This window comes from Rhodococcus sp. EPR-147 (assembly GCF_001647185.1).
GTDB lineage: Bacteria > Actinomycetota > Actinomycetes > Mycobacteriales > Mycobacteriaceae > Rhodococcoides.
This window is the reverse complement of sequence record NZ_LVCU01000401.1, coordinates 1-4,353: the sequence shown is the minus strand read 5'-3', so window position 1 is coordinate 4,353 and position 4,353 is coordinate 1. Positions and strand designations below refer to the sequence as shown.

7 protein-coding genes are annotated in these 4,353 nt (G+C 64.5%); 1 reads left to right on the top strand and 6 read right to left on the bottom strand.

Annotation, left to right across the window (positions count from 1 at the left end; all coding sequences use genetic code 11):
* The 6 genes from A2J02_RS18005 to A2J02_RS17980 form a co-directional block, all read right to left on the bottom strand.
* On the bottom strand, nt 1–306 hold a 306-nt coding region (locus A2J02_RS18005; protein WP_197478056.1), incomplete at its 3' end, for an Nramp family divalent metal transporter.
* A gap of 99 nt (nt 307–405) precedes the next feature.
* Entirely contained in the window at nt 406–1,293 is an 888-nt protein-coding gene (locus tag A2J02_RS18000; RefSeq protein WP_032373339.1) for a cytochrome c biogenesis CcdA family protein, read from the bottom strand.
* Nucleotides 1,290–1,922 (bottom strand): TlpA disulfide reductase family protein, encoded by a 633-nt coding sequence (locus A2J02_RS17995; protein WP_080733221.1) that lies wholly within the window; start codon nt 1,920–1,922, stop codon nt 1,290–1,292. Before A2J02_RS17995 ends, A2J02_RS18000 begins: the two co-directional genes overlap by 4 nt.
* Nucleotides 1,919–2,548, bottom strand: a complete 630-nt coding sequence (locus A2J02_RS17990; RefSeq protein ID WP_008720130.1) for a TlpA family protein disulfide reductase — start codon at nt 2,546–2,548, stop codon at nt 1,919–1,921. Before A2J02_RS17990 ends, A2J02_RS17995 begins: the two co-directional genes overlap by 4 nt.
* Before the next feature lie 55 nt (nt 2,549–2,603).
* The gene (locus A2J02_RS17985; RefSeq protein WP_008720128.1) at nt 2,604–3,239 is read right to left on the bottom strand and encodes a vitamin K epoxide reductase family protein; all 636 of its coding nucleotides are present in this window, start codon (nt 3,237–3,239) and stop codon (nt 2,604–2,606) included.
* Nucleotides 3,214–3,873 carry a DsbA family protein gene (locus A2J02_RS17980; RefSeq protein WP_068051805.1) on the bottom strand — a complete coding sequence of 220 codons (660 nt, stop codon included), beginning with the start codon at nt 3,871–3,873 and terminating at the stop codon, nt 3,214–3,216. The genes A2J02_RS17985 and A2J02_RS17980 overlap by 26 nt, the downstream gene beginning before the upstream one ends.
* 136 nt (nt 3,874–4,009) lie before the next feature.
* Here A2J02_RS17980 and A2J02_RS17975 point away from each other — a divergent pair.
* Nucleotides 4,010–4,353 (top strand): ArsR/SmtB family transcription factor (locus tag A2J02_RS17975; protein WP_068051802.1); only part of this gene is annotated, 344 nt, incomplete at its 3' end.

The window sequence follows — 4,353 nt, the reverse complement described above, 5'->3', positions numbered from 1 at the left end:
TTCTGCTTGCCCCCAATATGCCAGTCGCACACTCTTGCTCGACTTCTCGCGGACCACTTCGGGCAGTGTCATTCCGGTGACGATGCCGAGTTTGGCGGAGAGGAACTGCACGAGGCCGGCCATCACGTTCGCGGCGACGATCACCCAGACCAGCAGGTACCCGAACTGCGCGCCGGCGCTGACGTTGGAGGCGACATTGCCGGGGTCGACGTAGGCGATCGCGGCGACGAAAGCAGGACCGAGCAGAACGAGGCCAGACCGAAACCTCGAGGGCGGCCGAGACGATCGGCGCTGCAGCACAGACATGACCACACCCTCCGGCACCAACAATATGTCAGAACCCTGAAAATATAGTTCGGCCTCCCGAACAATGCAATGCGGCGTGGCGGTTCGGCGACATCACGATCAGATGGGCAGGATCACTGCACTGACGAATTCGTTGCGGATCCAGGCGATGAACAACCCCCACACCCCGGTCAGCAGTGCGATGCCGACGGCGATCATGATGACACCGCCCGCCACCTTGATCCTCTGAGAGTTCCTCCGAAGCCACCCCACACCGCGCATCGCCGAACTCGAACCGAACGCAAGAACGACGAACGGTAGGCCGAGTCCCAGGCAGTACGCGACGATGAGAGTGACCCCGCGGGCTGCGGTTGCACCTTCGGTGCCTGCCGCCACGGACAGCACGCCGGCAAGGGTCGGACCCAGGCACGGCGTCCAGCCGAGCGCGAACACCCCACCGAGCAGCGGCGCTCCTGCAAGGGACGAGATCTGCCGGGGTGCGAATCGGGTGTCGCGTTGCAGTGCGGGTATCAACCCGATGAACGCCGCACCCATGATGATCGTGATGACCCCGCCCACGCGTTGGAGTACTTGCTCGTTGATGCGCAAGGTGCCGATGACTCCGAAGACCGAGGCTGTGGCGAGGACGAAGACGATGGTGAACCCGGCGACGAACAACGACGCTGCACCGGCCACACGCCAGCGATTCACGAGACCCGTCGACGACGTACCGGCGGTCGCGGTGCTGGGTGTCCGGGCATCGGCTGACTGAGCCTCGCAGGCCGATTGGGTGCCGCGGGCTGATTGGGCGTCGCGGGCTGATTGGGCGTCGGCGCCGGCGATGCCTGCCAGGTAGGACAGGTATCCCGGCACCAGCGGCACCACGCACGGTGAGGCGAACGAGACCAACCCGGCGAGCATGCATGCCGCGATCGCCAGCAGTAGGGGCCCACTCGATGCCGCGTTCTGGAACGTCGACCCGATGTCTTGGGCGAGAAGAGTCGTCATTCCGCGGCTATCCGTTCGACGACGGGAAGCAGGTCTTCGGTGAGCAGGGCTCGCATGAAGACCGCGGCCACCCGGTGCTGGCGATCGAGTACCAGCGTCGAGGGAATGACGCTGGTCGGATAGTTCCCGCCGAGGGCGATCAGCGTCCGCATCGAGGGGTCGTAGATCGAAGGGTAAGTGACGTTGTTGTCGACCACGAAGTCCTGCGCTTTGTCCTTCTGCGGATCTCGGACATTGATACCGAGGAACTGCACACCGCGCTCACGGGTGGCCTCGTAGACCTCTTCGAGGTCGTCGGCTTCGCCGCGGCAGGGGCCACACCATTGACCCCAGAGATTGATCACGACGACCTTTCCGTCGTAGTCCGCCAGAGCGGTCGTCTTGCCCTCCTCCATCAGATCGGGGCCGGCGAGCTCGCCTATGGTTCCGCGTGTTTCGGGAGGGTCGTAGACGATGTCGGTTCGGCCACCGGGCGCGACGAAGTCGAAGCTCCCGCCGGACGGTGCAGCGTCGGCACCAGCGGAGCATCCGGAGATCAGTAGTACGACGGCAAGAATCGATCCGATTGCCGCGGTGGGCGTGCCGCCTTGTCGTCGAGTACCGACCCACACGGGTAGGAAACGTGTCATGAGGTGAAGTCCTTTATTGCAGTGCGGATCTGGTCTGTCGTCTCGAACACTGTCGGGTCGGTGATGCGCTCGATCGTTCCGTCCGGGCGGACGAGAAAACTCAGGGGAAGGACCGGCGGTGCCGAGAGCGCGTCCTGGACGCTGCCGCCGTCGATGTAGTTCGGATAGCGGATGCCCAGTTGCGTGAGCAGCGCGGCCGCGTCCGCGGGTCGGTCCTCGACGTTGATTCCGATGACTGGGATCGCGTCGGGTTCTGCGGCGTAGGCATCGACTACGGGCATCTCGGTGCGGCACGGGCCGCACCAGGATGCCCACAGGTTGATCAGCGTCACCTCGCTGCCGAGAACGTCGACGAGATCGACATCGTCGGCACTGCCGATGCAGCGCGCCATCACTCCCGCCAGCGGCCCACCTTCGTGTGGCACCGGCTGCGGACACAGCGGTAGCGCTGTTGCTCGTGCCGCGTCATCCGGCGGGCGGGACAGTGTGGGTTCGGGTCCGACCGGCGCGACATTGTTGGCGATGACGTCGGATGGGCCGCCCTCGACGCCACCGGAGCGGGGCCACAGTGCGACGATCGATGCAACGACAACGACGAGCATGACGATCGACCAGCCGCGCGTCATCGCCGTGACCTTCTTTCTCGAGAGATCGGCAGAGGGGCGAACGGTACGTCGCGGATCATAGGAGCGTGGACCAGTACGACCAGAAACGCTGCGCGATCAGGGCGATGAGGACGAGAAACCACACGGTCAGCGCAATCGAGTGATTGCGCATCAACACTCCCGCCCACTGCCGCCGGCCCGCACTCGGAGCCCCGCGGTCGAGGTTGCGCAGCGTGACGTACCAGAAGATCGGTACGGTGACCGCCCACACCGCCATGCAGTACGGGCACAGCGCGCCGATGTCGTAGAGGCTCTGCACGATCAGCCAGTGCACGAAGACCGCAGCAGCAGTGACACCGACCTGCAGTGCACTCCAGAACCACTGCGCGAACACGGCTCCGGCGAGCAGGGCGGCACCCACTGCCGCCACGACGGCGAAGCCCGCGATCCCGAGAAGGGAATTGGGAAATCCGAACGCAGACGCCTGCGGGGTGTCCATCACCGATCCGCAGTTGAGTACCGGATTGATACTGCAGGTCGGGGCGTAGGCGGGATCGAGCGCAAGGGCGAACTTCTCTACCGTGAGTACGAACGCGGCGGCCAGTCCGATCACGCCTCCTACCAGCAGCAGCCAGGGCAGGCTTCGGGCGAACGGTCCGCTGCGTCGGGTGAGAGCGGCTGCGCGGTCAGCCGAGTGCAGCGTCGAGGGCATCGGTGAGGTCTCCGTAGGTGGTGGGTTCGATCTTGGTGCCGTTGAGGAAGAACGTCGGGGTGCCCTGGACGCCGAGCGCGATCCCGTCGGCGACGTCGGCCTCGATGCGTTCGAGCGTCGCAGGGTCGGTGTAAGCGGCATCGAAGGCGCTCATGTCGAGTCCTTGCTCGACGGCGAAGCTCCGAAACAACTCGTCCTGCGGAACCTGCTGTTCGCCCCACTGCGCCTGCGTCTCGTACATGCGCTGATACATGTCCTCGAAGCCGCCCTGCTGTGCTGCGGCTTCGACAGCGCGTGCGGCGCGTTCGGCATTGAAGTGCGAGGCGATGGGAAAGTAGCGGGCCACGAAGCTCACCCGGTCGCCGGACTCCTCACGCAATTGTTCGATCGCTGGGTAGACAGACCGGCAGGCCTCGCACTCGAAGTCGAGGAACTCCACGAACGTGACCCGGCCGTCGGGCACCGAGTTCAACCGATGACTGTTCTCGCGCACCGCGATCGAGGCAGGGTCGGCGGCGGCCTGCTCGGCGGCGGCAGCATCCGGCGTGCCCGATCGGTCCACCACCAGAAATACAGCCAACGCGGCGGCGAACACGACCACCAGGGACAGGGAAATCTTCAACGCTCGGCTCATACAACTACCTTCTCGACTCGTTCGGACTGATCAACGGGCCCGATATGGGCGTTTCGACCCGTTGTGAGACTAACAATCGTACGAACGTCGACCGAAAGGTCTTCCCTGACGATCGCATGATTGTTAGATTGTGCCCATGGCCTTGGAACCTTTGGACTCGTGCGATCTGTTGTGTATGGACCTCCCTCACGCCGAGAGGGTGCGCGCAGCCTTGCCTGCTCTCGGCGATATCGAACCGGTCGCCGACGCTGCCCGAGCTTTCGGTGACCCCACCCGACTGACCATCGCGCTCGCGTTGAACGCCGGCGGGCAGATGTGCGGCTGCGATGTTGCGTGGATCGTGGGACAGAGCCAGAAGCTGGTCTCCCACCATCTCCGCAAACTCAAAGCCGCGGACGCCGTCACATCGAACAGAGAGGGAAAGTTGGTCATGTATTCGCTCACCGATCGCGGCGCCCGACTGCTCTCGATACTGACCGA